This window comes from Sneathiella aquimaris (genome assembly GCF_026409565.1).
In the GTDB taxonomy this organism is placed as follows: Bacteria; Pseudomonadota; Alphaproteobacteria; order Sneathiellales; family Sneathiellaceae; genus Sneathiella; species Sneathiella aquimaris.
This window is the reverse complement of record NZ_CP112881.1, coordinates 1,068,180-1,086,734: the sequence shown is the minus strand read 5'-3', so window position 1 is coordinate 1,086,734 and position 18,555 is coordinate 1,068,180. Positions and strand designations below refer to the sequence as shown.

15 protein-coding genes are annotated in these 18,555 nt (G+C 48.0%); 3 read left to right on the top strand and 12 right to left on the bottom strand.

Translation table 11 applies throughout. From position 1 onward, the window contains the following. Positions 1-76: 76 nt before the first annotated feature. The 6 genes from OIR97_RS04925 to OIR97_RS04900 form a co-directional block, all read right to left on the bottom strand. Positions 77-1,087 (bottom strand): cyclase family protein, encoded by a 1,011-nt coding sequence (locus OIR97_RS04925; protein WP_169544481.1) that lies wholly within the window; start codon positions 1,085-1,087, stop codon positions 77-79. A 60-nt stretch (positions 1,088-1,147) separates the two neighbouring features. Next, positions 1,148-2,134, bottom strand: coding sequence for an ABC transporter ATP-binding protein (locus OIR97_RS04920; RefSeq protein ID WP_169544480.1), 987 nt, complete (start codon positions 2,132-2,134; stop codon positions 1,148-1,150). After that, the gene (locus OIR97_RS04915; protein WP_169544479.1) at positions 2,131-3,129 is read right to left on the bottom strand and encodes an ABC transporter ATP-binding protein; all 999 of its coding nucleotides are present in this window, start codon (positions 3,127-3,129) and stop codon (positions 2,131-2,133) included. Before OIR97_RS04915 ends, OIR97_RS04920 begins: the two co-directional genes overlap by 4 nt. A gap of 2 nt (positions 3,130-3,131) precedes the next feature. After that, a complete protein-coding gene (locus OIR97_RS04910) occupies positions 3,132-4,052 on the bottom strand; it encodes an ABC transporter permease (protein ID WP_169544478.1) in 921 nt (306 codons plus the stop codon). After that, on the bottom strand, positions 4,049-4,981 hold the full coding sequence (locus OIR97_RS04905) for an ABC transporter permease (protein WP_169545797.1): 933 nt from the start codon (positions 4,979-4,981) through the stop codon (positions 4,049-4,051). The genes OIR97_RS04910 and OIR97_RS04905 overlap by 4 nt, the downstream gene beginning before the upstream one ends. A 113-nt stretch (positions 4,982-5,094) precedes the next feature. Continuing rightward, on the bottom strand, positions 5,095-6,648 hold the full coding sequence (locus OIR97_RS04900; protein WP_169544477.1) for an ABC transporter substrate-binding protein: 1,554 nt from the start codon (positions 6,646-6,648) through the stop codon (positions 5,095-5,097). A 406-nt stretch (positions 6,649-7,054) separates the two neighbouring features. On the opposite strand from OIR97_RS04900, the gene OIR97_RS04895 reads away from it, so the two are divergent. Further along, on the top strand, positions 7,055-9,826 hold the full coding sequence (locus tag OIR97_RS04895) for a hybrid sensor histidine kinase/response regulator (protein ID WP_267177793.1): 2,772 nt from the start codon (positions 7,055-7,057) through the stop codon (positions 9,824-9,826). On the opposite strand, the gene edd is transcribed toward OIR97_RS04895, so the two are convergent. The 6 genes from edd to OIR97_RS04865 all read right to left on the bottom strand — a co-directional run bounded on the left by edd (position 9,823) and on the right by OIR97_RS04865 (position 17,033). Continuing rightward, positions 9,823-11,631 (bottom strand): phosphogluconate dehydratase, encoded by a 1,809-nt coding sequence (gene edd, locus OIR97_RS04890; protein WP_169544475.1) that lies wholly within the window; start codon positions 11,629-11,631, stop codon positions 9,823-9,825. The genes OIR97_RS04895 and edd overlap by 4 nt on opposite strands. A 13-nt stretch (positions 11,632-11,644) precedes the next feature. Next, the gene (gene pgl / locus OIR97_RS04885; RefSeq protein ID WP_169544474.1) at positions 11,645-12,340 is read right to left on the bottom strand and encodes a 6-phosphogluconolactonase; all 696 of its coding nucleotides are present in this window, start codon (positions 12,338-12,340) and stop codon (positions 11,645-11,647) included. A 3-nt stretch (positions 12,341-12,343) separates the two neighbouring features. Continuing rightward, positions 12,344-13,822: a glucose-6-phosphate dehydrogenase gene (gene zwf, locus OIR97_RS04880; protein WP_169544473.1), complete on the bottom strand. Its 1,479-nt coding sequence runs from the start codon at positions 13,820-13,822 to the stop codon at positions 12,344-12,346. Between the two features lie 85 nt (positions 13,823-13,907). Next, positions 13,908-15,125 (bottom strand): serine hydrolase domain-containing protein, encoded by a 1,218-nt coding sequence (locus OIR97_RS04875; RefSeq protein ID WP_169544472.1) that lies wholly within the window; start codon positions 15,123-15,125, stop codon positions 13,908-13,910. A gap of 22 nt (positions 15,126-15,147) precedes the next feature. Beyond that, complete coding sequence (locus OIR97_RS04870; protein ID WP_169544471.1) at positions 15,148-15,999, bottom strand: fumarylacetoacetate hydrolase family protein; 852 nt, start codon at positions 15,997-15,999, stop codon at positions 15,148-15,150. A gap of 26 nt (positions 16,000-16,025) precedes the next feature. Next, on the bottom strand, positions 16,026-17,033 hold the full coding sequence (locus OIR97_RS04865) for a zinc-dependent alcohol dehydrogenase family protein (protein ID WP_169544470.1): 1,008 nt from the start codon (positions 17,031-17,033) through the stop codon (positions 16,026-16,028). Positions 17,034-17,135: 102 nt separating this feature from the next. Here OIR97_RS04865 and OIR97_RS04860 point away from each other — a divergent pair, with 102 nt between their 5' ends. Together OIR97_RS04860 and OIR97_RS04855 are read left to right on the top strand one after the other, a co-directional pair. Continuing rightward, on the top strand, positions 17,136-17,777 hold the full coding sequence (locus OIR97_RS04860) for a glutathione S-transferase family protein (protein ID WP_169544469.1): 642 nt from the start codon (positions 17,136-17,138) through the stop codon (positions 17,775-17,777). Then, entirely contained in the window at positions 17,774-18,550 is a 777-nt protein-coding gene (locus OIR97_RS04855) for a sulfite exporter TauE/SafE family protein (RefSeq protein WP_169544468.1), read from the top strand. The genes OIR97_RS04860 and OIR97_RS04855 overlap by 4 nt, the downstream gene beginning before the upstream one ends. The last annotated feature ends 5 nt before the right edge of the window (positions 18,551-18,555 follow it).

Below are 18,555 nucleotides of genomic sequence, written 5' to 3'. Positions count from 1 at the left end.
AGCTATCAAATTGCAGCCATAAGAGCAAGCGGTATCATTAACATATATACAAGTAGGACAGTTGCAAGGGATCGAATTAAACCGTTGCAATCGCATTTGCTGGAGAACCCACCGCCCCAGGCAGGCGAAGCGGTGGCGCTGTCAGAAAGAACCGGCTGCGCCCGTTCTCTTTCAACCATAGTGCAAGGGGCGTTAAATGCCACAACTCCCCAAGATGGATGCCCAGCTTGAACAGGCAATGTTCGTGCAAAGGCAGCGCCGCGCAGCACCCATCCCCTTTATGCGAAGGATAAGTCTCAACTGCATAGTTATCAGCAATCAGCGTCGAAAGACCACTATCCGTTATCCAGTTCAACAACTTCACATCCCGCCCATTTAGGGTAGCACAGGAATGATGCAGCCTATGTGCGTCCGGCTGCCCTTTCATATCCACGATAAGCTGTGCGAATCCTGTATGAAGGCAAACCATATCACCTGGCTCTACCAATATGTCGTCTTCCTCCATAATGGACATAAGATCGTCGTATCCCACAGAGACAGGATCATTGCGATACCGGGAATACAGATCAATCAACACGCCTCGGCCCTGAACAGCCTTCGCGGCCATTGTCTCAATACCCAGAGCATGTGCATACATGCCTCCTTCGTCTTCCGGCCCCCGAATATCCTGCCCCGCCTTGAAACCGTTATAATAAACTTTCTCGGTTTGCCCGGTTCCCATGACATCGAATTCATGTCCCACATGCGACAGACCATCCCATTGCGAGGAATATTGCATATGGATCAGGACAGCATCGTCACTGATCACATCAGTAAAATCGGGAAAATCATTGGAAAGTGCATAGCTGGCATTTGCTTTTCCATTGCGTAGCGTTGGTCGGATTTCCGGTGGGAACCGCCCTGCATTCAACAGGTTCCCACCCGGAAGGTCCAGCGGTAAGCTTAGGCAAAACCGCTCGCCAGTTTGAATTTCTTTGGCTGCCTCCCGAATTGTTTCTGCTGTAATCAGATTAAGGCGTCCATTTTGGTCCTGCTCGCCAAAATCACCCCAGTTTGATCCCTCAGGTCTTACTTTCCATCTGGTCATCGTCGTTTCCTTTTTTTGCTTTTATAGATTTGACGGATATTCACTTCATCACATGACTTGTCAGATACGCCCCTCTTCAACCGCAAAACACGCTGTCTCAGTCTCTCCGTTGTGCAGAAGTTTCGGAACTTCTTTCCGGCACCGGTCATTGGCAAACGGACACCGGGGATGGAACACACAGCCTTCTGGCAGATCCATGGCTGTCGGTACTTCCCCAGTCATTTTCACATGTTTGCCGTCATCGCCGCCGCCCATTTTCGGAATTGCGCTGAGCAAAGCCTGTGTATAGGGATGACGCGGCGTTGCGAACAGCGACTTGGTATCTGCAAGCTCACAGACGGTCCCAAGATACATCACGGCGACGCGGCTCCCGAAATGCTCAACAACAGACAAGTCGTGTGTAATAAAAAGATAGGTCAGGTCCCGTTGTTCCTGCGCATCCATCATTACGTTCAGGACTTGAGCCTGAATTGAAACATCAAGCGCAGAAATAGGTTCGTCAGCAACAACAAACTCCGGATCCAGCATAAGCGCCCGGGCGATACTGATACGTTGCCGCTGTCCTCCTGAAAATTCATGCGGATACCGATCCCCCCAAGCCGGGTCGTTCCCAACCGACAACATGACCTCTTCAACTTTTTCCCGAACCTGTTTTTTCGACAACTCAGGACAGTGAATTTGCAAGGGCTCTTCCAGAGCCTGCAAAACAGTCATGCGCGGATTAAGCGATGCATAAGGATTTTGAAAAATCATCTGCATCTTCAGAGTGTAAGGACGTCTCTCCTTTGCGGAAAGCGCATCTATTCGCTGCCCTGCATAATAAATCTCCCCTGAGCTTGGCGGATGAAGCCCAATGACAGTCCGCGCAAGGGTCGATTTTCCGCAACCACTTTCGCCGACCAGGCAGAATTTGTCTCCTTTGTTGATCGTCAAGGAGACCCCGTTCAGTGCGCTGACAACAGGCTGTTTTGTCGACAAAAAGCCGCCACCGCCGCCAAATTTTTTTTCCACATTCTGAATATCAACAAGGCCTTGAGGGTTCGTCATGAGTTCCCCCCAATCTGATTGGACTGGAAAGCAACCATTTCATCAAGCTTGAAACAGGCTGCATGATGGTCGCCCTTTCCAATGAGGTCAGGAATATTTTTCAAGCAGTCTTCACTGCAAAAATCGCATCTCGGATTAAATGCACATCCTTGTGGGATCGCATCCAGGGACGGCATCGCCCCGCGAATTTGGTTAAGCCGCGCACCCGGAACATTTTCCTGAGGCAATGCCTTGATCAAGCCTCGTGTATACGGATGTTGCGGCCGCTGAATAACCTCTTGTGTCGGCCCCTCTTCAACCACACGGCCAGCATACATCACCATGATGCGTTCGGTTACTTGACTGACGACAGCCAGATCGTGGGTAATCAGGATCAATCCAACATTATGGTTTTTGCAGAGCTCCAACATCAACTCCATGATTTCGGCCTGAATGGTAACGTCCAATGCCGTGGTTGGCTCATCTGCAACAATAATTGCAGGATCGGTCAGAAGCGCGATCGCAATAACCACTCGCTGGCGCATCCCGCCGGACAATTCATGGGGATAGCTATCCATGCGATTTTCAGGCGACGGGATCATGACCTCTCTTAACTTGGCCACAGAAACCCGGGTTGCCTCTTCATCTGAAATATCGCGATGTGCTTTCAAACACTCGATCATCTGAGTTCCGATTGTCAGGACCGGGTTTAGGGTCATCATCGGATCCTGAAAGATCATACTAATCCGATTTCCGCGCAGAGTGCGCATTTCTGTATCACTCAATTTGCTAATATCCCGTCCTTCAAACAGAATTTCGCCAGCTGAAATACGGCCTGGCTTACTCAGCAAGTTCAGAATTGCAAAGGCGGCAACCGATTTACCCGCGCCACTTTCCCCAACAATCCCCAGCCTTTCCCCTTTATCCAAGGTAAAATTAACACCATACAAGGCTTGAAGGGTTTTTCGCCCGAGTGGGAATTGGACTTCAAGGTCTTTTACTTCCAATAAAGCCATTATCAATCCTTATATAACTTTGGATTCAAAACGTCGCGCAACCAGTCACCGAGCAGATTAATACTCAGGATCAATACGATCAGCACAATGCTGGGGATTACGGTAATCCACCATGAACCACTAAAAATAAATTCGAAACCACTCGAGATAAGAGAGCCAAGGGAGGGCTTGTTAACCGGCATTCCCAACCCCAAGAAGGATAAAGCCGCTTCTGAAATAATAGCGTTTGCCACCTGAATGGTTGAAATAACCAAAATAGGTGAAATGGTATTTGGCAGGATATGACGCACCATGATCCGACGGGAACTCATCCCCATGACCCGTGCGGCATCGACATATTCCTTATGCTTTTCCGCAAGAACGGATGCGCGAACGGTACGTGCATATTGCGGCCATTCCGCAATGCCGATAACCAGGACCAACATAACAATCGCAAGTTCACTGTATAATTCAGCACCAAAGCCCGCCTGAAAGACAGCCAGGGTAATAATCGCGACCATCAAAGTGGAAAGTGACAGCTGGATATCAGCCAGCCGCATAAAGAACGCGTCAACACGGCCTCCTATATATCCGGACAGCAACCCGATGGTGACACCAATGACAGCTTGCAGACAAACGGCCAGAAAACCGATCGTCAGCGAAATACGCATTCCATAAAGAATGGTACTCAACATATCGCGGCCTTGGGGATCTGTTCCCAAAAGAAAGCGCGGATCCCCTTCCCCTTCATTCCAGGCTGGTGGAAGTTCACTATCCATTATGTCAATTGTAGTGAGATCATAAGGATCATATGGGGCGATAAGCGGCGCAAAAACCGCCGCCATCACCAGAAAGAGAACGATTGTCAAACTGACAACGGCAACTTTGTCCCGCTTAAACCGAAAGACCAGATCAGAATTCAGAATCCCTGATAAAACGCTCATGATTTCTGCCCCACCAGTTTGACGGTCGGATTAACCCAGGTATAGATCAGATCAACGAACGTATTTGTTACGACAAAAATCAGACCAACGACGATGATATAAGCGATGATAAGGGGCGTATCCACCCGATTAACCGCTTCCAGAAACAGGAATCCCATACCGGGCCACTGGAAGACACTCTCTGTCAAAATCGTATAGGCAAGCATTGTTCCCACCTGTACCCCACCGACGGTAATAACGGGTAGAAGCGTATTTTTAAAGGCGTGCAAAAACCAGATACGCTTCGGGAACAAACCCTTTGCCCATGCAAATCGAATATATTCCATCTGAAGAATTTCCATCATTTCAGAGCGAATTAATCGAATAAAGAGTGGCATCATGATGGATGCCAGGGACAAACTGGGCAAGACCAGATGAACCAGTCCGTCAACCGTTAGAAAACCAGAGTTCCACCCTAGCAAATCTGATGTCTCGCCGCGCCCGAAAGAGGGCATCCAGCCCAGCTCGACTGAAAAAATGTATATGGAAAAAATAGCAGTCAGAAAAACAGGAACAGAAATTCCGACGATACTGAAACCCATAACAAATCTTGCAAGCCAACTTTTCGGTCGGATTGCACAATAGATACCTAATGGAACAGCGAACGTAATAATAATGATGGTCGCGCCAATAACCAGCTCCAATGTAGCTGGAAATTTGGCGGCGATAACCTCCAAAGCCGGCTTTTTGAAGAAATAGGAGTTCCCTAAATCCCCTTGAACCGCATTGCCCAGAAACCGGCCATATTGAATCAGGAAGGGATCATTAAGGCCCATTCTTTCGCGCATGGCTTGCCGTTCATCTTCAGAAACGGACTGCCCCACCAGTTCGCGCAGCGGGTCTCCAAGATTGTCTTGAATTGAAAAGCCAATCAGACTGATTACAAACATAACAAGCACGGCTTGCAATAATCGTCGAATGGCAAAATAAAGATAGTCCAAACCGATCACCTTTAAAAAGAAAGCTGACGCCGGTTCCCCGGCATCAGCTTTTTTACATCAACTTAATCGACGACTAGATCGCCCAGATATGGGAAGTTCATCACATTGACGATTGGCTCGATATTCACTCCCTTACGGGCGGCCCAAGCCAGATTCTGCCAATGAAGCGGAACAAATGCAGCGTCATCATACAGGATTTTTTCAACCATCTGCAAAACCTTGGACCGTTCGACTGGATCCGTCATGCTCTGACTTTTCAAGACCAGTTCATCCACTTTTGCATTGGAATAATTGCCACTGTTATATTGACCATAGCCAGTTTCAGCACTTGGCGTCATTGTCAGAAATTCTGAGAAATTGGCAGAATCTTCTGTATCTGAATGCCAGCCAATCATCATCATATCAGCAGAGCGTTTATCAAATTCTGGCCAGTATTGTGCTTTTGGCATGGTTTTCAAATCAACTTTAATATTGATTTTTGACAGCATGCTGGCGACGGCTTCAGCAATTTTGGCATCATTAACATATCTGTTATTCGGAGCCATCATTGTTACGGAGAAACCTTTTTCCAGTCCGGCTTCCTTCATCAGCTCTTTTGCCTTCGCAAGATCGTACCGGGGGCTAAGATCAGGAGAATATCCAGCATATCCACTTGGTCCCTGCTGACCGGCAACGGTAGCAAACCCTTTCATGATTTTCTTAACAATACCATCATTGTTAATTGCATGAACAATAGCCTGACGCACCCGCTTGTCTTTAAAATGCGCGACACGTTCCTGATTGAGCTGGAACGTAATGATCCGTGTACCACCCATGGTCACTAGATTTGTATCCGCATTTTTTTCGATGCGGTCCAGGTCGGTTGGTGGAACAGGCGCAATGAAGTCAACATCACCGGAAAGAAGAGCGGCAACCCGCGTTGGGCCTTCTTTAATCGGTGTCATGATGATTTCAGTCACGTTCCCCGGGGATTTCTTATCCCAGTAACCGTCGAAACGATTGAAAACCACTTTCACACCCTGCTCACGAGAGGCAACCGTAAATGGCCCAGTTCCGGAAACATTTGTCGATGCGAACGCATCGCCATGCTTCACGATCGCGGCTTTTGATTTTCCATTGCTATCAAAACCGGTGTAAAAATTACTGTCCATGGCGAAAATATAGGTCGCCTGATGAAGCACAAGCGGATATGGCTCTGTCGTTACCAGATCAATTGTGTTTTTATCGACAACTTTCATTGCCTCAAACGGTGCAAAAAGACCTTTAAAATCCGGGCTTTTCTTCAAACGATCAAAAGTCCAAACCAGGTCCAAAGATGTCATTTCATTTCCAGAATGAAACTTTACGCCTTCCCGCAATTTAAAGCGCATTGTTTTCTCATCAACACGCTCCCAGCTTTCAGCCAGACGTCCTTCAAAGCCCAGATCCTTTGTCCAGCGGACCAATGGATCAAACAACATGTGGGACATTTGTAGTGTACCACCGGATAATTGTTCATGTGGATCAAGTGATACCGGATCGGCGTCATAAGCCATTTTCAATGTTTTTGCCTGAACACCAGCAGCAGCGCCCACGCAAATAGCAGCTGCGGCTACAGCTGTAAAAATCTTCCTCATTCCTTGCCTCCCTTAATTGCAAGTCTGGATTGTAAATTTTTGTGAGTAATTTTCGGCCCGCCAGTATTTAGGACATTGGCCACTTACTTCTTTTCCCACTCTTAATCGAGCGGTTCCACGAAGGTACAACCCTAAATTAGCTTTGCCTGCCGTCAAGTAGATAATTCAAAGCAACGGCTTTTTTCACGAAAAAGAAGTCTTCTCGCATTCTTCTTTCACTTATGGGGCAAATTGTGTAATTTTACGTCTAATATCAAGCGTGGGTGGAAGCCTTAAACATTCTAAAACCATTTCCGTTTTATAAATTGTACCAATCAGAACAGTTCAAGATTATTTTTATGACGTTAGTCTAAACATGTTAACACCCTCCGACAAAGAGAATATGTCTCTTCAGAAACGAAGTCGCATGACAGACGCAATGCTGGCGATTATCAGTGAGCCAGCCTGCATTCTTGACAATCACGGTACTGTTCTTTCTCAAAATGAACGATGGACGGCTGACTTTCCATCAAATGCCCAAGGCAAACAATCTTTGGAGGATTTACTGGACGCACACTCCCATGCGTCAATATTACGTTTTCTGCACGCACCTGCGCAAACAACCCTTGAACTAGTTGAAGCCCGCATCACCTCAGATCGTCAACAAAATGTTCCTGCGTTAATCAAATGTGTCTGTGTAGAGAACACGTTCATTTTATCTATTCGAACGTCAGAGGCCTCTTCACACGCCGACGTAAATACGGCAGAACACCTTTTTAATAGCCTCCTCCTCGACGTTATCCCGGCACCTGTATTTTGTAAAAACAAAGATCACATATACACGGCGGTTAATGATGATTTCGCCAAAATCCTTGGTTTAACCAGGGAAGAACTCATCGGACGGAACGTTTATGATGTTGCGCCTAGCCGAAATGCTGACACTTACCGTCAAGCCGATGAGGAGTTGTTCAAAAATGGAGGGCGGCAGATATATGAGACAACAATCAAATATTTCGACGGGTCCTTTCATGATGTTGTCTTTCATAAATCGATTTTTTATGGCCCCGACAACGAACCTGCCGGTTTAATCGGCATCATTCTCGACATCACAGATCGCAAAAAAGCCGAAGACGAACTAAAGGAAAATCAAGAGCTCCTTCAGGCAATTATTGACAATTGCCCTTCATATATTTTCGTCAAAGACCTGGAAGGCAAATATATTGTCGCCGGCAACAAATTCACGCAGCGTATTGGATGGCCAAATGGATACTTGCTGGGAAAAACAGATTACGAACTGTTTCCGGATGAAATAGCCACTGTTCTTCGAGACAATGATAAAAAAGTTCTGGAACAGAAAAAGGCGATCTCTGAGCAGGAAAGCTTCAATTTTGATAATATTGAAATCACTAATCTTGCTGTCAAATTCCCTCTCTTTGATGCAAATGGCGCCCTTAAAGGCGTCGCCGGAATTGCCACTGATATCAGTGCGCTACTGAAAGCCGAAGAAAAGCTGAAAAACGCCTCCCTTGAACTGGAAAAACAGGTAAAGAAAAGAACCCGGGAATTATCAGAAGAGATTAAAGTCCGGAAACTTGCTGAGGCAGAGCTGACCGAAACAGAGGCTGAACTCAGAAATCTGCTGTCGTCCAGTCCTGTCGGCGTTGGTATCTATAATATCTCAGATACCAAGTTTATTTTTTCAAACAAAGCGTTATTGGAGCTTTTCCGACTGACCGAAGAAGAAATTTTTCAATCCCGTCCAGAAGAATTCTGGAAAACACCGAACAAACGTGCTGTTCTTCTGAAGGAGTTTCAAAAAACGGGTGAAGTACTCAACCAAGAAGTTGAGTTCAAACGCAAAGATGGGTCCTGTTTCATCGGACTGCTGAGTTGGAAAAAGCTGTATCTGGATGGCGATCATCGCCTGGTGGTTTGGGTCAATGATATTAGTAAAATCAAAGAAGCCGAAACGATCCTTAAAGAAGCCAACGAAGAATTGGAGCGCCGCGTACAACGCAGAACCGCCGAACTTGAAAAAGAGATAAATGATCGCAAAAAAGTAGAAGAGGCGTTACGCCTGCGGGAGGCGCAGTTTGAAGCCTCAGCAAACTCTGCGTCAGATTGGTTCTGGGGAACCGATGAAAATCATAACTTCATCACATTCTCAGAACGGCTTGAAGAAGTCACAGGACTAAAACCAACGGAGTTGATCGGATCCCCCCCTTGGCGGAACGATAACAGCCGATTGATCGACGAAGATTGGCGCGACCATCAACAAACTTTTTTCGAACAGAAACCCTTTCGTGATTTTCGCTATGACTTAAAACACAAAGATGGTCGGGTTTTACATCTGACTGTCAGCGGCTCACCAATGTTCGATGAAAAAGGCGATTTCAAAGGATTTCGGGGCGCGGGACGCGACATTACGGAACAGATTGAAACCGATAAACGGGCATTAAAAGCAGAACAACAACTACAGCAAGCCCAGAAAATGGAAGCTGTCGGCCAGTTGACCGGCGGGATAGCCCACGACTTTAATAACATATTGGCAATCGTTCTGGGCAACATCGACCTTTTGCAAGATGAACTCTCTGAAAGCAGTCCGCTTTACGCGCATACCCGCGCCATCGAACGATCTGCAACGAGAGGCGCGCAGTTGACACAACGCTTGTTAGCCTATTCTCGCAAACAGGCACTACGGCCCCAACGGGTTGAATTGAACAGTCTGGTTGCTGAAATGCTTGAACTCATCGACCGCCTGCTTGGTGAGACCATCGCTGTCGACGTAAAAACCGACGGAAATGCGCGAGATGTCTTTGCCGATCACAGTCAGATTGAAAATGCGCTAATGAACCTTTGCATCAACTCCAGCGATGCCATGCCCAAGGGCGGCAGCCTCACTATCGAAACAGGCAATATCGACATAAACCAATATAATTCGAGCCTCTATCCCGATCTGGCACCCGGGCAATATTCCAGCCTTTCTGTAAAAGATACAGGGATGGGCATGCCTGAGAAGGTGCTTAAGCATGCCTTTGAGCCGTTTTTCACAACCAAGGAAGTTGGAAAAGGAACTGGCCTTGGCTTAAGCATGGTTTACGGCTTTGCCAAACAATCAAACGGAACAGTGCGCATCGACAGCCAAACCGGGGAAGGAACGCTTGTAACGATTTTGCTTCCCAGCCACAAAGACGGTTAGAACAGACTGGATGCCCCTTCTTCTGCAGAACTGACATTTTTTCGCATAGCCGCAAAGATTTCCCGGCCAGACCCACGATGAGACATATTGGTACCGGACAAACGGACATCCCGACCCGCTAATTCCTCATCCGTCAGTGCAACAGTAAGACTGCCGGCTTTGGCATCCAGACGAAGCAAATCCCCATCCCGCAGCCGGGCAATATTACCCCCATCCTTTGCCTCTGGTGACATATGAATGGCCGCCGGCACTTTTCCCGATGCTCCCGACATCCGGCCATCCGTCACAAGGGCCACGCGATAGCCCAGATCCTGCAAAATCCCCAGTGCCGGGGTTAATTTATGCAGCTCAGGCATCCCATTGGATTTTGGCCCCTGCTCTTTCAATACAGCAACAAAATCGCGGTGTAGCTCACCCTTTTCGAATGCTTTCAAGAACGCATTTTGATCGTTAAAAATGACAGCTGGTGCCTCTACAATATGGTGCGCCTCGTCCACGGCTGAGTATTTAATAACTGACCGGCCGATATTTCCGTCTAACAATTTCAAGCCCCCGGTCGGGCTGAAAGGATTATCCGCTGGTCTCAAAATATCCGGATCAAGCGATTGCTGTGCACCGGCCCGCCATTTTAAGGCGTGACCCTCTAGAAACGGCTCTTGCGCATACCGGCGAAGGCCTCTGCCCGCAACCGTATTAACATCTTCATGGAGGTATCCATTTTCCAACAACGTGGAAACCAGATAAGCGAAGCCCCCTGCCGCGTGAAAATGGTTCACATCGGCCTGACTGTTGGGATAGATCCGCGTTATGAAGGGAACAACTTCGGACAAATCAGAAAAATCCTGCCAACTGATTTGAATACCCGCCGCCTTGGCAATCGCTATCAAATGAATGGTCAGGTTCGTCGAACCACCTGTCGCCAGCAGACCGACAATCGCGTTTGTAATCGTCTTTTCGTCAATCTGTTCGCCAAGGGGCACAACGTCCGAATTGTGCGCAAGTTTGCACGCTGTTCGGGCGGCTTCCTGAGTAAGAGCTTCGCGCAGTTCGGTTCCCGGATTGACAAACGCCGCCCCCGGCAAGTGAAGCCCCATCAATTCCATCAGCATTTGGTTTGTATTTGCTGTCCCATAAAATGTGCAGGTTCCTGCACTATGGTAAGAGGCGCTTTCCGCCTCAAATAATTCTTTGCGACCTATTTTCCCTGCGGCAAATTCCTGACGGATACGGGCTTTCTCTTTATTTGGCAATCCGGAAGGCATCGGTCCTGCTGGTACAAATAAAACGGGCAAATGGCCAAAGGAAAGTGCGCCGATCAACAAACCCGGGACGATTTTATCGCACACGCCCAGGCACAATGCAGCGTCAAAGACATTATGGCTTAGGCCAATGGCGGTGGCCATAGCAATAACGTCGCGGCTAAACAGCGATAACTCCATGCCGTCCTGCCCCTGTGTTACGCCATCGCACATGGCGGGTACGCCGCTCGCCACCTGAGCCATCCCACCGGCTTCTCTAGCCGCCTCTTTGATCAGAGCCGGATAGCTTTCAAATGGTTGATGGGCCGACAACATATCATTATAGGCGGTAATGATGCCGATATTGACCATCGCCTGCTCCTGATACTCAGATTTTTCCTGATCGGGCGACGCCGCGCAGGCATGCGCAAGGTTGCCGCAGGACAGGCTCGTTCGATGAGGGCCCTGATCCTTCGCAGTGCGTATAGCATCCAAGTAAGCGCGCCGACTTTCCTGACTTCGCGCGATAATGCGATCCGTCACGCGTTGAATTTGAGGAATAGGCATGACATTTCCCTTTCTAGGGCGACCAGTACAACATTTTGAGACCATCACCCGATGCCAAAACTTCGCCGATGGGCGCATCAATCGTCCCGGAGGTGATCTTCTGTAAAACTTCTTTCTTCATTTCACCGGTTATATGCAAAACAGTTGAACGCGCCTGACAAAGAACCGGAAACGACAGGCTCACTCGTTTATCAGGTGCAGAGATTGGTTCGACAATAACCAGTTTCAATGGCTCATTCGGGTTCAGTAAACCGGCGGCATTCGGGGCACAGGGAAATAACGATGCCGTATGTCCATCCTCCCCCATGCCCAGAAGCAGCACATCAATCGGCTGGCGAAGCATCACCAGCATTTCATTTAAAACCGGCAGCGCTTCTTCTGCCGCTTTATCCGGATGATAGTAGCCAATAAAGCGCGCCTCTGCAGCGGCATGTCGCAGAAGGCAAGCGCGCACCATTTTTTCATTGCTTCGATCACTATCCGTCTCAACCCAGCGCTCGTCTGCCAACAAAATTGTCACTTTGTCCCAATCAAGTTTCTCTTGGCTCAATTTACGAAACATGTTCTTAGGTGTGTTTCCGCCAGAAACAACCAATACGGCGGCGCCCCGCTCGGCAATGGCGACCGAAAGCAGTTCCCCCACCTTTTTTGCCAGATTTTCATCCAGCTTTTCTGCATCTGAAAACAGACACTCGCTGATCAATACCATGCCTTAAGTCTCTCCGCCGTCGTGCCATGACCGACCATCCCGGGCAATTAATGCAGTGGACGCCGTTGGCCCCATGGTGCCGCCGGGATAGTCAACCAAGGCCTCTTCGCTTTTTTCCCATTCCTCCAGAATAGGTTCAACCCAGCTCCAGGCCGCCTCCAATTCATCGCGCCGCATAAACAATGTAGAATTCCCGCGAACAGAATCCAAAATCAATCGCTCATAGGCATCCGGCGCGCGTTTTCGGAAAACATCGGAATAAGACAAGTTCAAGGGTGTCTGTTGCAAACGAAGCCCTCCCGGCCCCGGCACCTTACTTGTCATGATCAATTTTATGCCTTCATCTGGCTGAAGACGAATAATCAATCGATTTGGCTTCATTCCCTGTCCCGGCGAAGGAAAAATCTGATGAGGAACGGGTTTGAAATCGATCACGATCTCTGAAAATCGCTGCCGCAAACGCTTGCCTGTTCGCAAGTAAAAGGGAACACCGGTCCAACGCCAGTTATCCACCTCGGCCTTGATAGCAACAAACGTTTCCGTATTGCTTTCTTCAATCCCGCTGTCTTCCAGATAGCTATGAGTTGCCGTGCGATCAATCGCACCTTCGGCATATTGACCGCGTACTGTGTTTTTTTCCACATGATCGCCCATGATCGGTCGAAGACTTTTCAGGATCTTTAATTTTTCATCCCGCACTGCATCCTGATCGAATTGTGCCGGTGGTTCCATCGCCACAAGGCACAATAGCTGGACCAGATGGTTTTGCACCATATCGCGCAAGGCACCACTTTTATCATAATACCCGCCGCGTCCCTCTACGCCGACCGTTTCAGCGACGGTTATCTGTACATGGTCAATCATGCCGTGATGCCAGACGGGCTCAAAAATTGAATTTCCAAAACGCAAAACCATCAGGTTCTGGACAGTTTCCTTTCCAAGATAATGATCAATCCTGAAAATCTGATCTTCTTTGAAAAAACGGGCGATCTGGCTGTTGGTTTCCTTCGCCGATTTCAGATCCATGCCGAGCGGCTTCTCAAGGACAATCCGGGACTGGTCATGAATAGCGTTAGCGTCATGAAGTCCTTCGCCAACCGCCGCAAATAAGGAAGAATGTGTGGCCAGGTAAAAAACACGAACACGGTCCGCCGTTTTATCAAGATGCTCAGCCAGTTTTAAAAAGTCCTGCTTTTCATCAATATCCAGTTTGAAGTAGCACAGACGCTTCGCGAAGGCTTCCCACTTCTCCTCACTGAACAGGTTATCCGCCATATATTTTTTACAACCGGCACGAACAATGTCTGCATATTCCTGCTGACTCAACTCAGTCCGGCCAAGCGCAATAATAGAGGCCTCATCCGGCAATCGATCATCACATTCACTGAACAAAAGCGCGGGCATCAACTTACGGATAGCAAGATCACCCGTTCCGCCGAATACGACAAAGTTAAAAGGATCCACCCCAAGCGCAATACTCATTCGTGCCTCGATTTTAAAGAAGTTAAAAATTCCAAAGGCTTCTTGGAACCTTAGATAAGCAGGCCTTGCAGGCCGTTGAAAATACCTAGTCTATCATCGCCTGATAGGCCAGCGCGCGTAGTTCTTTTCGCAACGGATAATAGCTGGAAGGAAGTAACTGGGTCAGGAACAGCACAACCATATCTTCAAGAGGGTCAACCCAAAAGACTGTACTCGCCATCCCGCCCCATCCGAAGTCACCGGGGCTACCCATCATCTGAGCCTTCGTTGGATCGAGCATCACCCAACCGCCGAGGCCAAACCCGACCCCGGCAAACGATACTTCTGAAAACACCGGCTGCCCCATCGAAGCAAGATCCCCCGGCATATGATTCTGCATGATAAAGTCCATGGTGCGGGTTCCAAGGATCTGCTGATCGCCAAACCTGCCGCGACGCCGGATCATATCGGCAAATTTCAAGTAATCTCCAGCGGTAGAAAGCAATCCGCCCCCGCCAGAAAGACCTTGAACATTCCCTTTCGCATAAACACTGTTCGATGCATTTTCGACCAGCTTAAGAGAACCATCCGTGTTCGGTGTATAACTGGCAGCAACCCGGCCTTGCTGTTCAGGCCCGAAATCAAAAGCGGTATCCTTCATACCCAGAGGCTCAAAAAATGTATCGTTAAAATACTGATCAAGGCTTTGCCCCGAAATAATCTCCACAAGGCGGCCAACAACATCTGTTGAAACCCCATAATTCCATCGGCTGCCAGGCTCAAATTTCAAAGGCATTTGAGCCAAGCGGTCAATCTGGTCTTCCAGCGTTCCGCGCCGGGGACCAAAGTCCATTTTTTCTTCGCCATACAGGGTTTCCAGAACCCCAAGATTGAAATCGTAAGTCAAACCAGAACAATGCGTTAGCAAATGATGGACTGTCGGCTTTGTTTTGCACGGTTCCGTATCATCAACAGACTGAGCATTTTTCCGCAAGACCCGCATGTCCTTAAAAGCCGGAATAAAGGTTTCAATCGGATCATCCAGATGAAAAAGACCCCGCTCATACAATGTCATCAAGGCCAATGAAGAAACCGGTTTGGTCATGGAATAAAACCGGGCGATTGTATCTTCCTGCCAGCGAACTTTGTTCTCTACGTCAGAAAAGCCTGTCCAGCCTGAATAGGCAACTTCGCCGCCTCTCATCACAACGGTCTGGGCACCGGGTAACTTACCCGCATCGACATAGCGTTTCATCCAGTCCGTAATATAATCCAAGCGCGCGGACGAAAATCCCAGAGCTTCAGGTGTACAGGTCTTTTCCATTCTTTCCTCTTTTAGTGTCTGCTTAGTCTCTGGCTGCGATTGTTTTCTGAGATTGTTCGCCCAGTCCTTCAACCCCCATACGAATCTCCTGACCTACCTTCAGGTAAACAGGATCAGGTTTTTGCCCCATCCCCACACCAGGAGGTGTTCCGGTGGAAATAATATCACCTGGTTCCAAGGTCATAAAATTGCTCAAATAAGAAACGATTTCCTGAACACCGAAAATCATTGTTTTTGTTGATCCATCCTGAAACCGATGCCCGTCAACATCCAGCCACATAGATACATTCTGCGGATCGGGCACTTCGTCTTTTGTAACCATCCATGGACCCAATGGCGCAAAAGTATCATGACTTTTACCTTTGACCCATTGCCCGGAACGCTCTGTCTGGAACTCCCGTTCTGAAACATCATTTACAGCACAATAACCAGCGACATAATCCAGTGCATTTGCTTCTGAAACATATTTCGCCCGCTTTCCGATCACAACACCCAGTTCCACTTCCCAGTCTGTTTTGACCGAATTCCGTGGGATTTCGATATCATCATTGGGTCCACAAATTGAACTGGTCGCCTTCATAAAAACAATCGGTTCTTTAGGAATTGGATTGCCCGTTTCTTCAGCATGATCTGAATAATTCAGACCAATGCAAATCAACTTCCCGACATTTGCGACACAAGGCCCGATGCGGCCGGTCTCGTTCACAATCGGGAGGCTGCCTGGATCCACTGCCTTCAAAGAAGCCAGTGCATCATCTGTGAGAGAGCTGCCATTAACATCACTGATTACAGAAGACAAATCCCGAACGTTCCCCTCGTCATCAAGCAACGCGGGTTTCTCTGAGCCTGTTGGGCCATAGCGTAATAACTTCATAAAACTTCCTCCTTGCCGTTTTTCAGTTAAGAAAAGGCAATAACAATTTTCCCAAAATGCTGACCACTTTCCATTAATCGATAAGCATCTTTTGCTTCATCAAACGCTACAGTTTCCTCGATAACGGGGTTGAGTTCATTATAGTCGATCGCCCGGATCAACCTGGCAAACATATCTTGGGGGCCAACATAAATCCCCTGAAGTTTTACAGATTTTCGCATGATGGAAGTCGGGTCAATCGTGCCGCCGGTGAGTACGCCGACCAACGACACAGTACCGCCGATCCGAACCGCTTCCACTGATTTCGCCAGCGTACCGGCACCTCCTACCTCAATCACGACATCGACGCCTCTTCCATTTGTCGCGTCCAATACTGCATTTTCCCATTCTGGCTGATCCCGATAATTGATCAAGGTACGGGCCCCAAGTTTTTTCACGCGTGCAAGTTTTTCATCGCTACTGGAGGTTACAATCGTCTGAATACCGCAAAATTTGGCGATTTGCTGTGCAAAAATGGAAACGCCGCCTGTTCCCAGCAATAAAGCGGTATCCCCGGCTTTCGCTTCCCCTTTTTCAATCAGGCAATTCCATGCGGTTACCGCCGCGCAAGGCAATGTTGCGGCTTGTTCAAATGACAGGCTGTCGGGAATAGGCAAGACACCCTGCTCCTTTAACACAACATATTCTGCCAGCACCCCGTCAATCGGGCCGCCTAATGCGGACAACATTGTTTTTTCTGTAATGGGGCCACTGACCCAATTCTGGAAAAAACAGCCAACCACCCGGTCGCCGGCCTGATAGCGTGTGACACCTTCACCCACGGCTTCAATAACGCCCGCGCCATCCGAATTTGGAATGCGTTGATCTGTGATACCTCTGGCACCCGCATTTTTTATGGTCAACAAATCACGGTAGTTAATCGAGTTGGCTTTCATTCGAACAAGAACTTCTCCGGGACCGGGCTTGGGAACATCTCTCTCGATTAACGTCAGGGCCTCTAATCCGGAACCTTCCCCGATTACATACGCTTTCATTATTGCTACCTTTTCTTATGCTGATTTGCAGTCTGCGCCATTTCTGATAATCAGAGTAAAAGAAATTAAATTCAATGCAAAAGCAGGAATGGAGTCAGATTTATGATCGACCTTTATACTTGGGGCACGCCAAACGGACGAAAAGTATCAATCATGTTGGAGGAAACGTCTCTTCCCTACACCGTCCATCCCGTAAATATTGGAGAAAACGAACAATTCGATCCTAAGTTCCTTGCTATTAGCCCGAATAATAAGATACCCGCTATTCACGACCATGACACGGGAATATCCTTGATGGAAAGCGGCGCCATATTACTTTATCTGGCTCAAAAGTCGGGGCAATTTCTACCGGAAGGAAACCTCTACTGGAAGGCCATTGAATGGCTGATGTGGCAAATGGGTGGAGCCGGCCCAATACTTGGACAAGTCCATCATTTTTGTCATTTCAATCCAGGCGTTTCAGATTATGCACAAACCCGATTCAAGGCGGAAGCCGAACGTTTATACGGCGTTTTGGACAAACAATTGGCCGGGAAAAATTATATTGCCACTACCTATTCGATTGCAGATATGGCAGTCTGGCCGTGGATTTCCAGATTTGAATGGCAGGGGATGGCTCTGTCTGACTATCCCAATGTCCAAAGATGGTACGAAACCATCGCTCAACGACCCGCTGTAAAAAAGGGCTATCATGTTCCGAGCTTCGTCAATGATATCCCGACATCACATAAGAAAAAAGAATGATCGAACAAATCATCCAGGACTTTAATAGTCTTCATTTTGCTGTTATCTGCGCGGCCTTGTTATTTGGTGGCTTTGTGAAAGGGGTTTCCTCTTTCGGATTGCCGACGGTATCAATTCCGATCATAATTCTCGTCCTGCCCCTGCCATTTGCCATTTCGGTGCTGGCCATTCCCATGACCCTCAGCAATCTCGTTCAAATGACTATCTCTGGGGATGTAAAAGGATCTATCCGGCGTCATTGGACCTTACTGGTTCCCTTATTGGTGACGCTTCCCGTGGGGGCCTATTTTCTGGCCGTGGTAAATACTGATATCCTGACAATCATGCTGGGGATCATTCTTCTCATTGTTACGTCTCTGGATTTAATGGGAAAATCACTAACGGTCCTGAAAAAACAGCAGGAAATTATCGCTCCGATTATCGGTGTTTCATCTGGCATTATAGGAGGCATGACGTCCCTTTTCGGTATCATGCCCATCTTTTTCTTTGTGTCCCTTGGTTTAACAAAAGAACGGTTTGTTTCTGTCGTCAGTGTCCTGTTATTCTCAGGCAGTCTGGTTCTGGCAATCTCCCTGCAACGAACAGATATTCTTGGCCCTATAGAAGCTTTTTATGGGCTTGCGGGTATGGTTCCCATTCTGTTGGGTATATGGATTGGCACCGTTCTGCGCAGGCGGGTTGATCCGGTTTTCTTCAAAAAAGTGGTTCTTGTTCTGATCCTGCTTGTCGGTTTATCGATGGTCTACAGGTCAGCGGGTCATCTGTTTTTTTAGTCCCG